At 39.1% G+C, this 19,093-nt stretch carries 23 protein-coding genes; 20 read left to right on the top strand and 3 right to left on the bottom strand.

All coding sequences use genetic code 11. From position 1 onward, the window contains the following. Positions 1 to 87: 87 nt before the first annotated feature. Both RG571_RS02860 and RG571_RS02855 read right to left on the bottom strand, forming a co-directional pair. Complete coding sequence (locus RG571_RS02860; RefSeq protein WP_195193631.1) at positions 88 to 1,827, bottom strand: ATP-binding protein; 1,740 nt, start codon at positions 1,825 to 1,827, stop codon at positions 88 to 90. Further along, positions 1,824 to 2,528 carry a response regulator transcription factor gene (locus RG571_RS02855; RefSeq protein ID WP_002291606.1) on the bottom strand — a complete coding sequence of 235 codons (705 nt, stop codon included), beginning with the start codon at positions 2,526 to 2,528 and terminating at the stop codon, positions 1,824 to 1,826. The genes RG571_RS02860 and RG571_RS02855 overlap by 4 nt, the downstream gene beginning before the upstream one ends. A 130-nt stretch (positions 2,529 to 2,658) precedes the next feature. Between RG571_RS02855 and RG571_RS02850 the strand changes: the two genes are divergently transcribed. The 5 genes from RG571_RS02850 (at position 2,659) to RG571_RS02830 (ending at position 6,123) form a co-directional block, all read left to right on the top strand. Next, positions 2,659 to 3,162, top strand: a complete 504-nt coding sequence (locus RG571_RS02850) for a DUF523 domain-containing protein (RefSeq protein ID WP_002291604.1) — start codon at positions 2,659 to 2,661, stop codon at positions 3,160 to 3,162. Continuing rightward, entirely contained in the window at positions 3,122 to 3,460 is a 339-nt protein-coding gene (locus tag RG571_RS02845; RefSeq protein ID WP_002291603.1) for a putative DNA-binding protein, read from the top strand. Before RG571_RS02850 ends, RG571_RS02845 begins: the two co-directional genes overlap by 41 nt. A 20-nt stretch (positions 3,461 to 3,480) precedes the next feature. Further along, complete coding sequence (ffh, locus tag RG571_RS02840) at positions 3,481 to 4,899, top strand: signal recognition particle protein (protein WP_002291602.1); 1,419 nt, start codon at positions 3,481 to 3,483, stop codon at positions 4,897 to 4,899. A 111-nt stretch (positions 4,900 to 5,010) separates the two neighbouring features. Next, positions 5,011 to 5,583 (top strand): DNA-3-methyladenine glycosylase I, encoded by a 573-nt coding sequence (locus RG571_RS02835; RefSeq protein WP_002291600.1) that lies wholly within the window; start codon positions 5,011 to 5,013, stop codon positions 5,581 to 5,583. Between the two features lie 18 nt (positions 5,584 to 5,601). Next, the gene (locus tag RG571_RS02830) at positions 5,602 to 6,123 is read left to right on the top strand and encodes a dihydrofolate reductase family protein (protein ID WP_195193630.1); all 522 of its coding nucleotides are present in this window, start codon (positions 5,602 to 5,604) and stop codon (positions 6,121 to 6,123) included. Positions 6,124 to 6,332: 209 nt separating this feature from the next. Here RG571_RS02830 and RG571_RS02825 read toward each other — a convergent pair whose 3' ends face one another. Continuing rightward, on the bottom strand, positions 6,333 to 6,887 hold the full coding sequence (locus RG571_RS02825) for an NADPH-dependent FMN reductase (protein ID WP_002290264.1): 555 nt from the start codon (positions 6,885 to 6,887) through the stop codon (positions 6,333 to 6,335). 179 nt (positions 6,888 to 7,066) lie between these two features. Here RG571_RS02825 and RG571_RS02820 point away from each other — a divergent pair, with 179 nt between their 5' ends. The 15 genes from RG571_RS02820 to RG571_RS02750 all read left to right on the top strand — a co-directional run bounded on the left by RG571_RS02820 (position 7,067) and on the right by RG571_RS02750 (position 19,033). Continuing rightward, the gene (locus RG571_RS02820; protein WP_308947493.1) at positions 7,067 to 8,179 is read left to right on the top strand and encodes a helix-turn-helix transcriptional regulator; all 1,113 of its coding nucleotides are present in this window, start codon (positions 7,067 to 7,069) and stop codon (positions 8,177 to 8,179) included. A gap of 1 nt (position 8,180) precedes the next feature. Then, complete coding sequence (locus RG571_RS02815; RefSeq protein WP_308947494.1) at positions 8,181 to 8,381, top strand: PLDc N-terminal domain-containing protein; 201 nt, start codon at positions 8,181 to 8,183, stop codon at positions 8,379 to 8,381. After that, positions 8,381 to 9,283: an ABC transporter ATP-binding protein gene (locus RG571_RS02810; protein WP_002290269.1), complete on the top strand. Its 903-nt coding sequence runs from the start codon at positions 8,381 to 8,383 to the stop codon at positions 9,281 to 9,283. The genes RG571_RS02815 and RG571_RS02810 overlap by 1 nt, the downstream gene beginning before the upstream one ends. Further along, positions 9,280 to 10,050: an ABC transporter permease subunit gene (locus RG571_RS02805; RefSeq protein WP_002290271.1), complete on the top strand. Its 771-nt coding sequence runs from the start codon at positions 9,280 to 9,282 to the stop codon at positions 10,048 to 10,050. Before RG571_RS02810 ends, RG571_RS02805 begins: the two co-directional genes overlap by 4 nt. A gap of 121 nt (positions 10,051 to 10,171) precedes the next feature. Further along, the gene (gene rpsP, locus RG571_RS02800; protein ID WP_002290274.1) at positions 10,172 to 10,447 is read left to right on the top strand and encodes a 30S ribosomal protein S16; all 276 of its coding nucleotides are present in this window, start codon (positions 10,172 to 10,174) and stop codon (positions 10,445 to 10,447) included. Between the two features lie 11 nt (positions 10,448 to 10,458). After that, entirely contained in the window at positions 10,459 to 10,710 is a 252-nt protein-coding gene (locus tag RG571_RS02795; RefSeq protein WP_002290277.1) for a KH domain-containing protein, read from the top strand. Between the two features lie 123 nt (positions 10,711 to 10,833). Beyond that, on the top strand, positions 10,834 to 11,625 hold the full coding sequence (locus tag RG571_RS02790; protein ID WP_002290279.1) for a hypothetical protein: 792 nt from the start codon (positions 10,834 to 10,836) through the stop codon (positions 11,623 to 11,625). A 151-nt stretch (positions 11,626 to 11,776) separates the two neighbouring features. Then, on the top strand, positions 11,777 to 12,301 hold the full coding sequence (gene rimM / locus RG571_RS02785; protein ID WP_047928236.1) for a ribosome maturation factor RimM: 525 nt from the start codon (positions 11,777 to 11,779) through the stop codon (positions 12,299 to 12,301). Next, a complete protein-coding gene (gene trmD / locus RG571_RS02780) occupies positions 12,291 to 13,052 on the top strand; it encodes a tRNA (guanosine(37)-N1)-methyltransferase TrmD (protein WP_002313567.1) in 762 nt (253 codons plus the stop codon). The genes rimM and trmD overlap by 11 nt, the downstream gene beginning before the upstream one ends. A gap of 135 nt (positions 13,053 to 13,187) precedes the next feature. After that, positions 13,188 to 13,535: a 50S ribosomal protein L19 gene (rplS, locus tag RG571_RS02775; protein WP_002290284.1), complete on the top strand. Its 348-nt coding sequence runs from the start codon at positions 13,188 to 13,190 to the stop codon at positions 13,533 to 13,535. 370 nt (positions 13,536 to 13,905) lie between these two features. Further along, positions 13,906 to 14,568 carry a hypothetical protein gene (locus tag RG571_RS02770; RefSeq protein WP_010718223.1) on the top strand — a complete coding sequence of 221 codons (663 nt, stop codon included), beginning with the start codon at positions 13,906 to 13,908 and terminating at the stop codon, positions 14,566 to 14,568. 79 nt (positions 14,569 to 14,647) lie between these two features. Beyond that, the gene (gene fss3, locus RG571_RS02765) at positions 14,648 to 17,875 is read left to right on the top strand and encodes a fibrinogen-binding MSCRAMM adhesin Fss3 (RefSeq protein WP_308947497.1); all 3,228 of its coding nucleotides are present in this window, start codon (positions 14,648 to 14,650) and stop codon (positions 17,873 to 17,875) included. Between the two features lie 111 nt (positions 17,876 to 17,986). Continuing rightward, positions 17,987 to 18,301 carry a YdcP family protein gene (locus tag RG571_RS02760; RefSeq protein WP_010718221.1) on the top strand — a complete coding sequence of 105 codons (315 nt, stop codon included), beginning with the start codon at positions 17,987 to 17,989 and terminating at the stop codon, positions 18,299 to 18,301. A 12-nt stretch (positions 18,302 to 18,313) separates the two neighbouring features. Beyond that, positions 18,314 to 18,688, top strand: a complete 375-nt coding sequence (locus RG571_RS02755) for a YdcP family protein (RefSeq protein ID WP_010718220.1) — start codon at positions 18,314 to 18,316, stop codon at positions 18,686 to 18,688. Positions 18,689 to 18,697: 9 nt separating this feature from the next. After that, positions 18,698 to 19,033, top strand: coding sequence for a type II toxin-antitoxin system RelB/DinJ family antitoxin (locus RG571_RS02750; RefSeq protein ID WP_010718219.1), 336 nt, complete (start codon positions 18,698 to 18,700; stop codon positions 19,031 to 19,033). Positions 19,034 to 19,093: the final 60 nt, after the last annotated feature.

The following is a 19,093-nucleotide window of genomic DNA, read 5'->3' as shown; positions in this document are numbered from 1 at the left end:
CTCAGCGTTTTTAGCTAATAAAAAGCCTGCTTTTCAGCGTAGTAGATGATCGTTAGACATCTAAACATTGCTGCAAGCAGGCCTTATTTAATTGCTTTTCGGAATGGTAACGGTGAAAGTCGAGCCTGTTCCAAGATGACTGTCTACAGTAATCGTCCCATGAAGGAGTTGCACGTAGTCTTTTACAATCGCTAACCCTAGTCCGGTCCCACCTGAATGCCGGCTTCGCGCCTTGTCTACACGGTAAAAACGCTCAAAGATCCGTTCCTGATCCTCAATGTCGATACCTATACCAAAGTCTTGGACAGAAAACGATAATTCATCTGTTGCCTGATAACGGATAATGATCTCGCTGTCGTTTTTTGAATATTGGACAGCATTTTCAATCAGGTTTTTGAGGATTGGATAAAGGATATCTGTTTTAGTAGTAAATGGTTCGTTCTTTCCAATCAATCGAATCGTCAACCGTTTCTTTTCGATGATTGGCTGATAATTTTGAACGATTTGGTGGAAATAAGGTTCTGTATAAATCGTCTGGATTTCGTAAGAATTCTCACCGTCTTTTGACAGCTGGATGATTTCCCGAATCAATTTATCTAACCGAATCGCATCTTTTTGCATGATCTCAAGAAAAGAAGTCAGAGTTTGCGGGTCATATTTTGCACCATCCAATAAAGTCTCGGTAAAACCAATCAATGAAGTCACAGGAGTTTTTAATTCGTGAGAGACGTTGCCAACGAAATCCTTTTGTAGCTTTTCTAAACGTCGCACTTTCGTTAAGTCATACGCCACCCCTAGAATCTGTCCGGTACCTTCTGAATTAGTAAAGTAGCGCAAACTCAAGTCTAATGTCTGTCGTCCTTCAGTGATGGTGATCTCCTGATGGATCAGCGGATGCTCAGGAGTCACTTGGTGAATCAGCTGAATGAGTTTTGGCTCTTGGATGACTTCTGTGTACCGTTGTTCAGGTTCATAGCTGGTCACATTTAAATGCAACTGCATCTTTGGATTAAGCAGTAGTAAACGAGAATCAGCATCATCAATCAGGAATACGCCTATCATCAGTTCGTTTAATAATGTGTACAATTGTTCTTCTGTTGTAGTATACGCTCGATACATCTTACTCATTTGTTCGCTCAGCGCATTGATCGTCTGATACAATTCCTCCCATTGGTCAGGTGTCTGCATGATTACTTCTGCTTGGTTTGGATTTTGTACCATTTTTCTAAGAACAGGCAGGACAGTTTTCAAAGGCTGATTTTTTTGGTAGATCAGGTAATAGATCATTCCTGCAAGAACAAGGAAGAAAGACAGAAAGAAGAAAAAGACCCAACGGCGAAAACTTTCCGTTCTCGGTAAAAATCCGCTTGTCGGTTCTGCGATACGTAAAATGGCTTCTAACTGGCCTCCTTTTTTGACTGGTAATGCGACGTATAAAAGATCCTCATTCAAAGTAGTACTTTTGCGCAAAGCGCTACCTAGGTTCCCACCATTCAATACAGCTTTTATTTCTGGACGAGAACTTCGCTGTTCATTCAATGTTTCATTGTTTGTGTCAAATAAGATTTTTCCAGTAGTATCCATTAAAGTGATCCGTTCGTTCGACTGATGGACGAATTCTTCCAAAGCAGTTTTGTTTTGCGCCGCTTGGAGGTTTTCGACATCTAATTGCCGGATCAGTAGTTGTGCTTTTTTTGTCAGGTAGCTTTCTTGCTGTTCGACGATCTGTTGTTGGAAATAATGGGAGATCAATTGCCAACCACCAAAAAATAAACTAATCAAAAGAATAAGAAAGAAGAGACGTTCATAAACTTTTTTCCATTTCATCGTTTTGGTTCCTGAAACTTATAGCCAAATCCTCTAACAGTCACCAAGTACTTTGGATGTTTTGGATCTCGCTCGATTTTTTCTCGCAAATGACTAACGTGCACATCTACGATTCGGCTTTGTCCTGCGAAGTCAAAATTCCAAATGCGGTCTAGCAATGTGTCGCGATCGATCACACGGTCTTTTCGTTTCATGAAATAAACGAGTAATTCAAATTCTTTCGGTGTGAGTTCAATCAGATGATCGTCTACGGTGACTTGATAATTGGTCAAATCAGCAGTGATTTGTCCAATCGATAGATATTCAGGTTCAGCTTCATCTTTTGATTGCTTACGAGGTTCGATCCGTCTGAATATGGCTTTCATACGGGCTAATACTTCACGTGGACTAAATGGTTTGGTCAAATAGTCGTCAGCACCTATCTCCAGACCAATGATCCGATCCACTTGATCATCTTTAGCCGTCAGCATCAAAATCGGTGTTTCATTTTTTTCTTGACGCAGCCGCTGAGTGATCTCCATGCCATCCATTGTTGGAAGCATCACATCTAAAATGATGAAATCAAATGATTGTTCTAATGCTAATTCTAATCCTTCGCCTCCATCTGCGGCACTGGTTACCTTATAGCCTTCTTTTTCCAAATTGAACGTCAAGAGCGTCACAATAGAAGGTTCATCATCAACAACTAGTATTTTTTTCATTCAAATCTCCTTTAAATAGGTTTCATTCTGTTTATATTTTAGCATAGAATCAGTACAAGGGGCTATTTTACAAAAGAAATAAATGGTATAATAGGAAGGCACTTTGCTGAATAGAAAGGAAGAGCAGTCAATGATTGGAATCAGTGCATGTTTAGGCGGTCTAGCCTGTCGCTATGATGGACAGAAAAAAGAAGTACCAGAATTGATGGAACTAGTTGAAACTGGCGAAGCTGTCATGGTCTGTCCAGAAGTAATCGGTGGATTGCCAATCCCTAGAGATCCTGCTGAAATCATTGGTGGAAATGGGTTCGATGTGTGGAAAGATCAAGCAAAAGTATGGACGACAAGCGGCGAAGATGTAACGGAAGCGTATAAAAACGGCGCGATCAAAGCATATCAAAAATTGCAGGAAAAACACATTGATCTAGTCATTATGAAGGAAAAAAGCCCTTCATGCGGGACCCATTCGATTTATGATGGAAGCTTTTCCGGAATAACAAAAAATGGCGCCGGAGTGGCCACTGCTTATTTTATTCAGCAAAAAATGACTGTGCTCTCTGATGAAGAATGGCTGAAAACTAGAGGTGAGCAGAATGGAAATCGAAAAGACCAATCGAATGAACGCGCTCTTTGAATTTTATTCGACCTTATTGACAGAAAAACAAATGAACTACATGGAGTTATATTATGCAGATGATTTTTCATTAGGTGAGATCGCGGAAGAATACGAAGTAAGTCGACAAGCAGTATATGACAATATCAAGCGGACAAGCAAGATCTTGGAGGATTATGAAAAAAAACTCCATCTCTTCTCTGATTATATTGTCCGAGAACAGATATTGGAAAAGATGACCGCATATATTACAGATAAGTATCCGGAAGATAAAAAACTGCTTGAATATGTACAGCAAATTCAAGCAATCGAAGAATAAATAAAAGGAATGAAGAAAATATGGCATTTGAAAGCTTAACTGAACGTCTCCAGCAGGCGATGGGAAAACTAAGAAAAAAAGGGAAAGTATCAGAAGCTGACGTAAAAGAAATGATGCGGGAAATCCGCCTTGCCTTACTAGAAGCCGATGTTAACTTGCAAGTAGTCAAAGACTTTACTAAACGCGTACGCGAACGTGCGGTAGGGGCAGAAGTGCTGGAAAGTTTATCACCTGCACAACAAATCGTAAAAATCGTTGATGAAGAATTAACGATCACACTTGGTTCTGAAACAGCAGAGCTAAATAAATCACCAAAAATACCAACTGTTATCATGATGGCTGGTCTACAAGGGGCAGGTAAAACAACTTTTACCGGTAAATTAGCGAATTATTTAAAGAAAAATGAAAATGCTCGTCCGCTCCTAATCGCAGGGGACGTATATCGACCAGCAGCGATCGACCAATTGAAAGTATTAGGTCAACAGCTAGATGTTCCTGTATTTGACATGGGAACAGAAGTCAGCCCAGTAGAAATCGTTCGTCAAGGGATGGAGTTAGCAAGAGAAAAGAAAAACGACTATGTATTGATCGATACGGCAGGACGTCTGCACATCGATGAAACATTGATGGATGAGTTGAAACAAATCAAAGAATTGACTCAACCAAATGAGATCTTGCTAGTTGTTGATGCCATGACTGGTCAAGATGCCGTCAATGTAGCTGACAGCTTCAATCAGCAATTAGGGATTACTGGAGTCGTCATCACTAAACTTGATGGGGATACTCGAGGCGGGGCAGCCTTATCGATCCGCTCAGTGACAGGCGCACCAATCAAATTCATCGGTTCTGGTGAAAAACTGACTGACTTAGAAGTATTCCACCCAGATCGTATGGCTAGCCGTATCCTTGGTATGGGGGATATGCTGACACTGATCGAAAAAGCGCAGCAAGACTATGATGAGAAAAAAGCGGAAGAACTTGCACAGAAGATGCGGGAAAACTCATTTGATTTCAATGACTTTATTGAGCAACTCGATCAAGTGATGGGGATGGGCCCACTGGAAGATCTAATCAAAATGATCCCCGGAATGAATCAAGTCCCTGGAATCGAAAACGTCAAGGTAGATCCAAAAGACGTTGAACGCAAAAAAGCGATGGTTTATTCTATGACGCCAGCAGAAAGGGCGAATCCTGATCTGTTGAATCCAAGCCGTCGTCGCCGAATTGCTGCCGGTTCTGGAAACAGTGTGGTTGAAGTAAACCGAATGATCAAGCAATTCAAGGAATCAAGAAAAATGATGCAACAAATGTCCAAAGGGGATATGAACATCCCAGGTATGGACCAAATGTTTGGTTCAGGCGTCAAAGGAAAACTAGGCAAAATGGCGATGAATCGAATGATCAAGAAAAATAAGAAGAAAAAGAAAAAACGGAAATAAGATGAAAAAAACAGCTTCGGTACAGACTGAAAATGTCTACTGCCGGAGCTTTTCTATCAGCAATTTTTATTCTTTACTGATACAATTACTCTAAACGAAGAGGTGGTACAAATGAGATGTCCGTGGAGTGAACAAACAGAAAGTATGCGGCAATATCATGATACTGTCTGGGGTGTTCCTGAATATGATGACCAAAAGCTGTTCCGAAAATTGATGCTAGACATCAATCAGGCAGGATTGAGCTGGCAGACGATTTTAAATAAAAGTGACGCATTCGATGAAGCATATGATCAATTCGATATCCAAAAAGTCGCAAATTATGGAGAAACAAAAATGAGCGAACTAATGGAAAACAAAGGAATTATTCGGAATCGCAGAAAAATCGAATCAGCTGTCCAAAACGCTAAAGCAGTCTTGAAGATTCAAGAAGAATTCGGCAGTTTTTCTGAGTATCTTTGGTCGTTTTCTAATGGAAAAATCGTTGATTCTTCTTATCATTCACAAGAAGAAGTCCCGACAATAAGTCCTCTTTCAGATGAATTAGCAAAAGATCTAAAGAAAAGAGGATTTAAATTTATTGGCAGTACGACAATCTATGCTTTTTTAGAAGCAGTCGGGATCATCAATGATCACCTTGACAGTTGTTTCCGCAAAGAAGAGGTCGTACGTATCGGCAGAAAATAAAGAAAGGGCGAATAAAGCATGCGAAAAATCATATTTTATGGCGCTGTAAGTTTAGATGGTTATTTGGCAACGAAAACGGATGACCTTCAATGGCTTTTTGACACTCCGACAGGTGAGCAAACCACTTATGAAGATTTTTATGAAACAATCGATACGACCATCATGGGCAGGAAAACTTATCAAGAAGCAAAAAAATATTTAGAAACCGAAGCAATTTATCCAGAGAAAAAGAATTTCGTTTTTTCAACCAATGCACAATTACAATTACCAGATGCTGAGGTCGTACACGAAGAGCCTGTTGCTTTTCTAAAAAATCTACAAATGACAGAAGGAAAAGATATCTGGGTCGTGGGTGGCGGTCGATTGATCAAACCGTTAGTAGAACATCAAGTGATTGATGAATGGTATATCCAGATTGCCCCTGTATTATTAGGGGACGGAATCCCTTTATTCCAAAAAGGAACCTATGAAGCACGTTTTGAATTGCTAGATACGACACGATTCGGTGAATTTATCGAATTACATTATGTACGAAAGTAGAAGCAAATAAAACAAAAGAAGCGTGAGACAAAAGTGTTCTTTACTTTTGTCTCACGCTCTAAACACATATAAACGGCGGAAGCAGAAGCAACTCCTTCGGAAATAAGCTGAAATTCACAAAAATTTGAAAAGCAATTTTCGTGAATTCCTTCTTATTCTTGGAGTTAAACGCTTCTGTCCCAGCCTCTTTTTTTATTATTGTTCTGATTTTATTCTGCTAATTTGTTAGAAAAATCTAGATACGCATCTAAAATCGTTTGGAAGAAACTTAATGTTCCTTCAACGATATTGCCGTTTTCATCAATTAGATTCGCAACGTTTCCGATATATGCTTCCGGTTGTTGCAAGGTTGGCACATTCAAAAAGACAAGTGATTGGCGTAGATGGTGGTTTGCGCCAAAGCCGCCAATCCCACCTGGTGATGCAGTAACGACTAAACCTGGTTTATGATCCCAAACACTGTGTCCATAAGGTCTTGAGCCTACATCTAAAGCATTTTTCAATACTGCTGGCACAGAGCGGTTGTATTCAGGAGTAACGAAAACGACACCGTCTAATCCGCTCACCTCCTCACGAAAACGAGTCCATTCAGCAGGAGCTTTTTCTGGGGTTTCAAGATCCTCATTGTAAAATGGCAGATCATCGAATTTTACAAATACACTTTCGTACCCTTCAGGAAGCAATTTCGCAAAAGCTTCTGCTACTTTTTTGTTGTAAGAATCTTTTCTTAAACTACCAATAAAAAATCCAATTTTTTTTGTCATACGATTTTTCCTCCTTCAAACTATCTATAATAATCTTACAAAAAATAAGTAATTGGAGCAAACAAAAACACTTACTGGCAAAAGTTTCGTTTTAGTTGACAAATGATCGCGAAGTATCGTTAGTCTCCATTGCCAACCCTCTTAGAAAGTCTATATAATGAAGAAAAAGGAGGGATAAGATGGAAGAATTATCATTATCGAAAAATGTAGCAAATTTACGAAAGAAAAAAGGCGTGACTCAAGAAACTCTAGCTGAATTCATAGGTGTGACAAAAGCTTCTGTTTCCAAATGGGAGACAGGCCAAAGTATGCCTGATGTACTCATATTGCCTAAATTAGCCAGTTTTTTTGATGTGTCTGTTGATGAACTGCTCGGCTATCATCCTCAATTGACGAAAGAGAAAATCAGACACTTTTATCAGCAGTGGACCACCGCTTTTTCTGAAGAGCCCTTTGAATATGTGATGGAGGACTGTAGAAAAGCGGTCAAACAATATTACTCATGTTATCCTTTTCTTCTACAAGTAGTCGTTTTGTGGTTGAATCATTTTATGCTAACAAAGGATCTGGAGGAACAACAAGCAATTCTGTCTGAAGCAGAAGCGTTATGTACGAAAATCGTTGAAGAATCAACAGAATTATCTCTATGCAATAATGCTTCTTTGTTAAAAGTAGCGGTCATGCTCCAGTTAGGCAAACCAGAAGAAGCTTTATCTGAAATCGAAGAAAAAGCGGACCCTTATCGTTTTGCCCAGCAAAGCGACACCTTACTTATCCAAGCGTACCGAGCCGCTGGTCAAACAAAAAAAGCGGTAAGCTATACTCAATTCAGCATGTTTTCTCATTTAATCAATCTCGTATCTTCAGCCACTCATTATCTATTGATCCAAATCATTCAATTACCGGTTATAGAAGAAACTGTCAATAGAATAGATGCTGTGATCCAAGCATTCAACCTGACGGCGGTCCATCCCAACAGTTGTGCTCAATTTTCTTACGCTGCAGCCTGTGCTTATGCGAAACATGAAAAAGAAGAACAAGTAATAAAGTGTTTAAAACAGTTTATGGATTTGACACTTATACTTTTAAGCGAGGAAGGCAGGATCCTTCATGGTGATAGGTATTTTGATGAGATAAATGAGATATTTGAAGGAGCAGATCTTGGGGTACAGCAAATAAGAGACACGAAAATCATTAGGGAAGGGGCATTGAGTGCATTAGAAAATCCGATTTTTCAACAAATTGAGAAATCAAAAATTGTAAAACTAAAAAAACGATTGGCGGGCGAGTAATATGAGCATCAAAGAATTTCTTCCGTTTTTAATTCCTTTAATCATTGTACAGTTTGGATTACTTATTTATGTACTTCATCATATCTTTACACATTCTGCATATAAACATGGAAATCGAATGATATGGGTGATTAATGTTATTGTTGGTATGCAGTTCATCGGTCCTGTCCTTTATTTGATTTTTGGCAAGGAGGATGCGTAGTGGCTATCTTGACACTTGAAAAAGTCTCAAAGTCTTTTGGTACAAACAAATTGCTGGATGATTTATCTTTTTCTGTAGAAGAACAGACGATTTTTGGTTTCATCGGTAAAAACGGTGCTGGAAAAACGACAACTATGAAACTGATCTTAGGTCTTATCAAAAAAGACAGCGGAACGATCCGAGTGAACGGAAAAGAAGTAGAGTACGGACAAACAACGACCAATCAAGAAATCGGCTATTTAGCTGATGTACCGGTTTTTTATGATTATATGACCGCTTCCGAGTATTTGATCTTTTGCGGCGAACTCACAGGAATGCCTAAACAGCGGATAAAGGAAAAAACCAATGAACTGTTGTCACTTGTCGGTCTGTCGAATGAAAAGAAGCGGATCAAAAAATTTTCCAGAGGGATGCGACAACGTTTAGGGCTTGCTCAAGCCTTGTTGAACGAGCCCAAATTACTCATTTGCGATGAACCAACTTCTGCTCTTGATCCTGTTGGTCGAAAAGAAATCTTAGGTATCTTATCCTCTGTGAAAGAGCAAACGACGATTTTATTTTCAACTCATATTTTATCTGATGTGGTGCGTATCTGTGACAAAGTTGCTTTTTTGGATAATGGAAAAATCGTGTTGTCTGGATCAGTGGACGAATTGAAAAAGCAAACAAATGCTAGTGGGTTTGAGATCGTATTTTTTTCCAAAAAAGAGCGCGAACAATTTGAAGAGCTTTTACCTGGAGGGATGATCCGAAGTGAATTGCGTATAGCTTATCCACAAAAAAGTAAAGAAGAAATGCTTTTTGCTATGGATTTGCTAGCCAAATATCAATTGCCAGTCCAATCAGTCCAGATGGAAGAACCTACGCTAGAAAAACTCTTTTTGGAGGTCGTTCAATCATGAGACAACTCATTGCCTTCGCCAAAAAGGAGCTAAAGGAAAACTGGCGTACTGGAAAAATCATCACGCTAAGTGCGCTCACAGTGATTTTCGGTATAATGAATCCATTGCTAGCTAAATTGACTCCTTATTTAGTGCAAGCTATGTCAACAACTCTGGCAGAGTCAGGGATTTCTGTTCAGAAAATCATAGTTGATGCAACGACTTCATGGACACAATTTTATAAAAATATTCCGATGCTGTTGATTTTCTTTCTTCTTTTATTCAGCGGGATATTGACAAGCGAATACCAAAACGGAACAATCATCAACTTGCTGACAAAAGGGATGAAGCGATGGAAGATATTTCTGTCGAAATGGATCATGGGTATACTATTTTGGAGTGTCAGCTATTGGTGCTGTTATAGTATTACGCTAGCATACACGATTTATTATTGGGACCAGTCGATTATCTCCCATCCTTTATTTATCAGTTTTACTTATTATTTTTTTGGCTGTTGGCTTTATTCATTGATTTTATTTTATTCAGCTTTTCTTTCTTCCAATTATGCGGTTCTGTTGGCTAGTGGGGGAACGGTCATTCTGAGTTATGGTGCTGGGTTGTTCTCTAAAGTAGCAGAATATGTACCGACTTATTTGATTTCTTCCTCAAATTATCTTACGAAAGAAATCCACCTTACAGATTATACTCAGTCATTAGCAGTGTCATGTTGTTCTATCGTCATATCCATCGTAGCTGGGTGGCTTGTTTTTAACAAAAAAGAAGTCTAAAATCTGCTATTTCCTAAAAAAATCGAATTTAATCAAGCTGTAAAGAAAAAAAGCTTTACAGGGTAAAAAAAAACTGTTACACTACATCTTGTGAATAAAACAATGGAGGTGGAAATAAATAATGGCAGTTAAAATCCGTTTAAAACGTATGGGTTCTAAAAAGAGTCCTTTTTACCGTATCGTCGTAGCTGATTCACGTTCTCCTCGTGATGGACGTTTCATCGAAACTGTAGGTACTTACAATCCTTTGAAAGACCCTGCAGAAGTAGTTTTAAAAGAAGACTTAGTTCTTGACTGGTTATCAAAAGGTGCACAACCTTCTGACACTGTACGTAATATCCTTTCAAAAGAAGGCGTTATGCAAAAACACCACGAAGCTAAATTCTCAAAGAAATAAGGTGACCGGATATGAAAGATTTAAGCGACTTAGTCTTAACAATCGTTCGTCCGCTAGTCACTTATCCTGATCAAGTCAAGTTAGATGTCGTAGAGTCGAAAGATTTTTACGAGTACAACCTAACAGTGGCACCTGAAGATATTGGCCGTATCATCGGAAAACAAGGGCGTGTTGCCAAAGCAATCCGCACAATCGTTTACGGTGTTCGGATCAATGCACCAAAAAAAGTGCGTTTGAATATCATCGATGATAAGGAAAAGTAAATAAACGTGCTGTACTCGAATTTCCGAGTACAGCTTTTTTGTTTTTTTATTAATTGAAGAAATGATTATTTGGCAAAAGAAGCAAGAAAACGTATCCTTATAATAGGAGGGAGTGAGCAGATAATGAGAAATACTATGTTATTTATTCCGTTTGTCTTATTGTTAAGCGCCTGCAGTTTGATTACTGAAAGATCAGACAATACGCAACCATCAAGCAGTACATCTGAAACTGTTGCAAGTACAGAAAAAAGTAGTACTAAAATGGCTTCATCTACTGAACAAACAAGGGCTACCTCAAGTAATGAGGAAAAGACTGCTTTAAACCAATTGAAAGAACAACAACCAAACGTGCCCATGCCTTTAGATGTACCGATTTCTTCTGGCTATCTCAATGTCGCAGCGGCACAAACAAAGCAAGGTTATTCTATTTTATATTACGGATCAGATCGTCCCCTCAGGTTGAATGCTGACGAATTGAATCAAGAAACGCCTATTGCAACTTATCTCTATCAATATGGATTTGCTTCTAGTCAAGAAACGATACAAGTCTTGCAGCCATTTGAGATCGATACAAATGGGCAGAAAATGGATTTAGGTCATCAAATCACGGGGTATCAGCAAGGAGCAGCAGGTTCAAGCTACCTTGAATGGCAAGAAGGAAATTGGCGTATTCGGATCCGTGGGAATAATATTGATGGTCAAGAACCCTTGCCGTTAGCTAAAGAAATCGTAGCCTATTTGGAAGAAAACAGGCTGCCAGCACCTGAACAATTTGGTAAGATAACTATTGATATGGGAGATACGACGAATCGAGCCGTAGAAGTAAGTTGGCAAGAACCGAAAAATGTCTATACGATCACTCGCCAAGACCCTATGGCTGCATTGAAGATGGCAGTTTCTATGAAGAAGCCATGACAGAAGTGCTGAGCTTCAAGAAATAAGAAGTCATCAAAAACAGTACGCCACATTTTTGCAATAAATTTGGCTTAATACCCTAAAAGAAAACTAGAATTGCCTCTCCGCACATGCTAAAATAAAACAGACAAAAAAGAAATGGGGATATAAGTTGACTGAATACTTGAATGTAGGAAAAATCGTAAACACACAAGGTATCAAAGGTGAAGTCCGTGTGATCTCAACAACGGATTTCCCAGAAGAACGTTACAAAAAAGGGACGGTGCTGACATTATTCCAAGATGGAAAAGCACCTATTGAATTAACGGTCAAAAGTCATCGTAAACATAAAAATTTTGACTTATTGAGTTTTGAAGGTCATCCTTCCATCAACGATGTGGAAAAATATCGGGATGGCATATTGAAAGTGTCAAAAGACGACTCTGTAGATCTAGCTGAAAATGAATTCTATTACCACGAGATCATCGGTCTGCGTGTGGTGGAAGAAGATGGAACGGAACTAGGTAAAGTAAAAGAAATCTTGTCACCAGGCGCTAATGATGTTTGGGTCGTTCAACGTCCGAAAAAGGCTGATATCTTGCTTCCATATATCGCTTCTGTCGTCAAAGAAGTTGATTTAGAAGCTGGAGTGATCCGTGTAGAAATCCCAGAAGGACTGATTGACGATGAAGATTGATGTATTGACTTTATTTCCACGAATGTTTGAAGGTCCTATGGGTGAATCCATCATCGGCAAGGCTGTAGATAAAGGTTTATTAGACATCAATATCTCTAACTTCCGCGACTATTCAGATAATAAACATCAGACAGTAGACGACTATCCATATGGCGGAGGAGCAGGTATGTTGCTTAAAGTCCAGCCAATCTATGATAATATCCAAGCAATTGAACAAGCTGCACCTGATGTCAAGAAACGAGTCATCCTTCTTGATCCAGCTGGTAAACGATTCGATCAGAAAATGGCAGAAGAATTTTCACAAGAAGAACACCTGGTATTCATTTGTGGTCACTACGAGGGGTATGATGAACGTATCCGCACATTAGTGACAGATGAAGTTTCCTTAGGGGATTATGTCCTTACTGGGGGAGAATTAGGTGCGATGGTCATGATCGATGCAACAGTTCGGCTGTTGCCAGATGTGTTAGGCAATCAGACTTCTGCCCAAACCGATTCTTATTCAACTGGTCTATTAGAACATCCCCAATATACTCGTCCAGCAGAATATAAAGGGATGAAAGTACCAGAAGTATTGACAAATGGAAATCATAAATTGATTGAAGAATGGCAATTAAAAGAGTCGCTAAGAAGAACCTATCAACGCCGACCTGATCTCTTGGAAACACTTGAATGGACGCCTCAAATGACGAAATTTTTAGAAGAAATCAAGAAAGAAGAGCAAGAAAAAACAGCAGATGTAGCCAAGTAACTTTTTCTAAAATCTTCTTTACAGTAGATTGATAGTATGTTAGTATTTTATGGTGAGTGCACAAGCACTTAACTATTACGATATTCCGCTGTGAGAGAAGCTCATAAGAATATTTGGAATAAGGAGAAGAAAACCATGAATCCATTAATCGAAGAATTAACAAAAGACCAATTACGTTCTGACATCCCAGCGTTCCGCCCTGGTGACACTGTGCGTGTTCACGCAAAAGTTGTCGAAGGTACTCGTGAACGTATCCAGTTATTTGAAGGTGTTGTTATTAAACGCCGCGGTGCTGGAATCAGCGAAACTTATACAGTACGTAAAGTTTCTAACGGAGTGGGCGTTGAGCGTACATTCCCATTGCACACACCACGTGTTGCAAAAATCGAAGTAGTTCGCTACGGTAAAGTACGTCGTGCGAAATTGTACTACCTACGTGCATTACACGGAAAAGCTGCTCGTATCAAAGAAATCAGAAGATAAACACGGAAAACTTCCTTGGAAATCTGAAATCTGTGAAAAGTCCTTGTATATCAAGGGCTTTTTCTTTTTTCTCTATCACAGTTTTTAGCCATTTTTGGCTGTTTTGGACCATTTTTCACTCATATTCCCCCGAATTGTCCTAGATTGTCCGACATTGACTATCAGTGTCGTCAAAATAGGGCAAAATTTAGTAGTCAGCTTGACGACAAATATAATACGAAAAATACCAAAACATTTACCGAATTTAGCAACTTTTGAACCCGAGTTTCTTAAAGGGTCAGCTATTAGCAAAAAAGGCAAAACATGTGCTTTTCTACTAAAAAGTTGATGTGATAGGCTTCTATCTAAATAAATTTTAGGAGTTTTTATCGTGAAGCAAAATGATGGACGTATCATTTGGAAAAATCAAAGTGATTTAAAACTGATTTTAACAATTAATGAATTCATCGAAAAACACGGAATTAAATCTAGCCGTCAATACCAGAAAAAGCTAGCAGAAAATCCAAATTCTGCACCAAGCATGTGGTTCATTAACAAAAAATATGGATCATGGGAGAATTTATTGATTAGTATAGGAAAAGAAAATACTGATTATGGAAAATGGTCTAGAATGTCAGAACAAGAATTATTGGAAATAGTAGAATCTTTTATTAAGTGTGAGAAGATAAGTTCTCAGCGAATGTACGAAAAAAAATCAGTAGAGAAGGACATTCCTTCACTTAGCACTGTTAAAAAGCGGTTAGGAGATATACGGCCTCTTTTTAAAGTGAAAAATGAGAAACCTAGTTTTACTGATTTTGAACTGCTGTTAGAACTAAAAAATGAAATAATCCGCTTGGACTTACAAGATGATTTATCAATGACAAAGTTTCGAAAATTAGTTCAATCCCCAAAACTACCGTCAGTTGATACAATCATGAAAAGAACAAACAAAAATTGGGAGGAATTAATGACAGAGATAGGATTTGATTATCGAAGAATCAAAATCTATAAGCAGAGAAACAACCTATCCAAGACAAAGAAAACTAAATAGTAGCACTCTAAATCAGACGTTCAAAATTGAAATTTGGACGTCTTTTTTTATTACCCAAAAACGAAAGGAGATTTATTTTATGAAAAAGCCAAGATTTAAGAATTGGCGGTTGCTTGCAACACTGGGCCTATTATGTCAAACAATCGGTGGATCACTTGGGCCAACGATTGCTTTTGCGGAGGAAGTTACGCATCCACAAACAGTGACGGTTGAATTGGATTTGGCTCACCAGTATGCTGTCGAAGGGACGTTTAGTGATGGGCGTCCTATGTCAGAAGTCACCGTTCCGCACTATGCAGTTTACAATGGTGTGAAACAAGATATTTTCTGTATTGAACCAGGAGTGCCAATTTACAATGCATTCACTCCAGGTTATGAGAAAAATCCATTACCGGATATGTCAGAAAAAGCAAAACTAGTTTCGGTTTTATGGAAAGAAGCGGGTACGGATGTGGATACTCATATTGTTGCTCAAAAGATGATCTGGCAAGAAGTCAATGGCTATACACTTCACTCTATCAAACGTTCCGATGGTAGTGCAGTAAATATTGCGGCTATTGAGGCAAAAATTAATCAAGCAATTGCCGACTATCAGAAGAAACCAAGCTTTCATAATTCCACAGTGAAAACCGTGTTAGGTCAATCAACGACTGTAACCGATACGAATGGCTTGAATTTATCGGAGTTTGATGAGGTTATCGAAAATACCGCAAACATTGATTATCGGGTGAATGGCAATCAATTAGTGATTACCCCGAATGCCAATTCAAAAGAAAGCGGTGTGTTAACCTTAAAGAAATCCGCTAATACAGGAACACCGGTAGCTTATAAAATGGCTGGCCAACAAACTTTGATGGCGGGGGCGATTGATAAGCCCAATACCTACACTATCAAAATTGACGTGGAAACTGAGGGCTCTTTGAAGATCAAAAAAATCGATAAAGAATCTGGTGACGTGGTACCTGGGACAGTTTTTCATTTAGATTTCGGCAAGGTACTTCCTGAAAAAGACGTGACTACGGATAAAGAAGGAATTGCGATATTGGATAGGATTCCTCATGGCACGAAAGTAACCATTACTGAAAAATCGGTGCCGGCGCCTTATACGATTGATACCACACCACTGACTGCCACCATTAAAGCGGGCGAAATAATTTCCGTGACTTCAAAAAATACGCGAGAAAAAGGTCAGATTATTCTGGATAAAACTGGAGTTGAAACAGGTAGTGATTTTTGGAACGATAATTACTCACTAGCTGGCAATGCTTTTGCTATACGGAAAGATAGCCCAACTGGTGAAATTGTCCAAGAAATCACAACTGACGAAAAAGGCCATGCGGAAACACCAAAAGAGATTGCCAATGCGTTGGAATTGGGAACTTACTACGTGACCGAAACCAAAGCATCTAATGGTTTCGTGAATACTTTCAAACCCGTAAAAGTTGAATTGAAGTATGCCAATCAGACGGTGGACCTTGTGACCAGTAACATAAAAGGGCAAAATCAAGAAATCACTGGTGAAACCACTTTGACAAAAGAAGACAAAGATGCCGGTAATGAAACCCAAGGGAAAGCGGAGTTTAAAGGAGCTGAATATACTCTCTTTACTGCAAAAGATGGTCAAACTGTTAAATGGGGTGAGGCTTTTAAACCAGAACTAGTGAAAGGAACGAAAGCTTCTGATGAAACAGTGACTTTGACTTTAGATGAAAAGAATCAAATTGCTGCTAAACACTTAGCAATTAATGAGTATTACTGGCAAGAAACAAAAGCGCCAGAAGGCTACGCCTTAGATGGAAACAAGTACCCTGTTTCCATCAAAAAAGTGGATGATAACGAAAAAAATGCCGTGATTACCCGAGATGTTACGGCAAAGGAACAAGTAATCCGCTTCGGCTTTGATTTCTTCAAGTTTGCCGGATCTGCTGCCGGGACTACCGAAACGGGCTTTAATGATTTAACCTTTAAGGTAACACCGTTAGAAGGAACCGAGGAAATTACCGGTGCTAAGGATGAAGCGACCACAGCTTACAATGAACAGCTAGGCTTTGATGGTTATGGCAAATTTGAAAATCTGCCTTATGGGGATTATTTACTAGAAGAAGTAGAAGCACCAGAAGGATTCCAAAAGATTACACCGCTAGAAATCCATTCTACTTTCAAAGAAAATAAAGAAGACTATGCTAAGATCGAATATGTCTTTACCATTACCGAAAAAGGACAAAAGCAGCCGATTAAAACAGTGAAAGTACCTTATGAGAAGCTAACCAATACGAATTTCTCTGTTAGTCTGAACCGTTTAATGCTTTATGATTTGCCTGAGGAAGAAGACAGCTTAACTTCTCTAGCGACTTGGAAAGACGGAAACAAAGAATTGACAACTCTGGATTCTACAGAGCTAGTTGATAAATTGAGTTACAACTTGCATGAAATCAAAGACGATTGGTATGTGGTGGCTCAAGCAATCGATGTGGAAGCCACAAAAGCTGACCAAGAAAAAGATGAACAAGCGAGACCAGTCGTAATTGCCGAAGCAACCGCAACTTTGGCGAACAAAGAGAAAACAGGAACTTGGGAAATTCTGCATAAATTAACCGCCGAACAAGTTTTGGATAAAACCATTGTCTTATTCAACTATGTGTATGAAAACAAGGAAGCTTTTGAAGCGGGCGATGAGCCAGTCGCAAAAGATGCTAGTTTGAATAATCAAGCACAAACTGTCAATTGTACAGTGGAACGTCATGTTTCCATCCAAACAAAAGCGCACTTAGAAGACGGATCTCAGACCTTTACTCATGGTGATGTGGTAGATATGTTTGACGATGTGTCCATTACCCATGATGTTCTGGATGGCTCAAAAGAAGCCTTTGAAACCATTTTGTATGCTTTATTACCAGATGGTACAAACAAAGAAATTTGGAAATCTGGCAAGATTGATTATGAAGTGAATGACAAAGAATTCACCAAAACCGTGCTTGCAGAAAAAGTCGATACCAGCAAATATCCAGAAGGAACTAAGTTTACCTTTGCGGAAATCAATTACGACAAAGATGGCAATATCAATGGCAAACACAATGAAGATCTGAAAGAAAAATCCCAAACCTTAACACCAAAAGAAGTTCCGACAACCCCTAGTACACCAGACCAACCGGAAACACCAACTGTTCCAAGTGACTCTCAAGAATCTAGTCCCACAGTAAAGACATTCCCTCAAACTGGGGAGAAAAATTCCAACGTTCTCCTATTCATTAGGTTTACCTTAATCTTTGCGACTGCTGGGTATTATTTCTGGAATCGCCGAAACTAAGGTGATGAGATGAAACAAGTAAATAGTAAAAACCAATGTGTGCGATCGCCTCCTAAAAAAGTGGTCGCGCTATTTTTGTATCCAAACTAAAAATGAAAAGAGGAAAAAAATATGGAATTAAAATTTGTCGTACCAAATATGGTCGAAACCTTTGGAAAGATAAGTTATGCCGGTGAAGGCGAAATTCTAACAGAAGGATATGGGCGGTATACTACGGTGATTGGTCGTAGTTATCATTTATATTCCAGTAAGCAACGCGCCGATGATATTGAAGTGGTGGTCGCAGCGGAAGCCGGGGAAAAGGATTTTGATCAAGATCAACCATTGAAGGCTGTCAATCCCCACTTAGTTGCCAAGGGTTATGAAATCGAGAACCGTGGTTTTACCGATTACGTGTTGCATGTCGATGATTTAGTGAAAGCATAGGAGGAAAAGAATATGAGATTAACAGAAGGTATTGTTGTAGATTCCGGATTAACGTTTGGGAAATTGCGGTTTTCCGCATTGCGCCGGGAAGTTCGCAAACAAAATGAGGATGGAACGATTAGTAATGAGATCAAAGAACGGACTTATAATTTGAAATCCTCGGCTCAAGGTCGAATGATTCAAGTCAGTATTCCAGCAAATGTTCCATTACGTGAGTTTGCCTATGATGCAGAAGTCGATTTGGTGAATCCAATTGTGGATACTGTCGCCAATTATGTTTTCCGAGAAGGGACCACCGTCAACTGGTTCATTAAAGCGGATGATTTGGTACTGAAACGCCCGCAAAATCAAGGAACTTCTACCAATCAAAACGAAGGGAAGAAATAGGTGAAGAGGATGAAAATTGATGTTGAGCATATGATGGATTGTCTGGAACAATATGGCAAAGGAGAGCTAACCGAAGAACAAATGAACAAAGCTCTGACGGTGAACGAAAAAGTATTTCTGATTATGCATCAAGATTTTCTTGAACCAGACGAAGAAGAGTTCGATGTCTTGGATTGGTTAGATGAAGAAGGCTCTTTCTTCATGGTTGTGGAAGTAGATGAACGCTTGTGTCGGGAAGCCGAATCCGTATTAGAAGAGATTGGTGTGGAAATGCCGGATGCCATTGAAAGTTTTTTAAAGCAATTAGTTGAAACCAAGCAACTCCCCATAGCAGTAAATGACTAGCATAACTTGTTGAAATTAGCCCAATGAAATTTCTGTTGGGCTTTTTTCGATTGGAGGTGG

Source organism: Enterococcus sp. FR204, assembly GCF_031143325.1.
In the GTDB taxonomy this organism is placed as follows: Bacteria; Bacillota; Bacilli; order Lactobacillales; family Enterococcaceae; genus Enterococcus_B; species Enterococcus_B faecium.
The sequence above is the reverse complement of the archived record's forward strand: the minus strand, read 5'-3'. Positions and strand labels throughout refer to the sequence as shown.